Annotated in this window: 1 pseudogene; it reads left to right on the top strand. The window is 74.2% G+C overall.

The annotated features are described in order from the left end of the window. Window positions 1-229 (top strand): annotated as a pseudogene (locus IG78_RS0141390) (MBL fold metallo-hydrolase); the annotation flags it as partial.

Genomic DNA, 229 nt, shown 5'->3' with positions numbered 1-229 from the left:
CTGGTGGCTCATCGCGCGCCGGTTCAGCCCGTTCGACGCGGTGTTCCTGCCCGCCAACGGGGCCGTGGTCGACGCGCCGCACCTGCAGCCGCCGAGCCCGCTGCCCGCCGCGCTGGACCCCAGGCAGGCCGCCGCGGCCGCGGAGATCCTCGACGCCCGGTACGCGGTGCCGATCCACTACGAGCCGCAGCAGCCCGACAAGATCGCAGGTTACGTCGAGGTCTGCGAC

It is taken from the genome of Streptomyces aureocirculatus (assembly GCF_000720475.1).
Lineage (GTDB): Bacteria > Actinomycetota > Actinomycetes > Streptomycetales > Streptomycetaceae > Streptomyces > Streptomyces aureocirculatus.
Note: the sequence above shows the minus strand (reverse complement) of the source record. Positions and strands in the feature narration are given on the sequence as shown.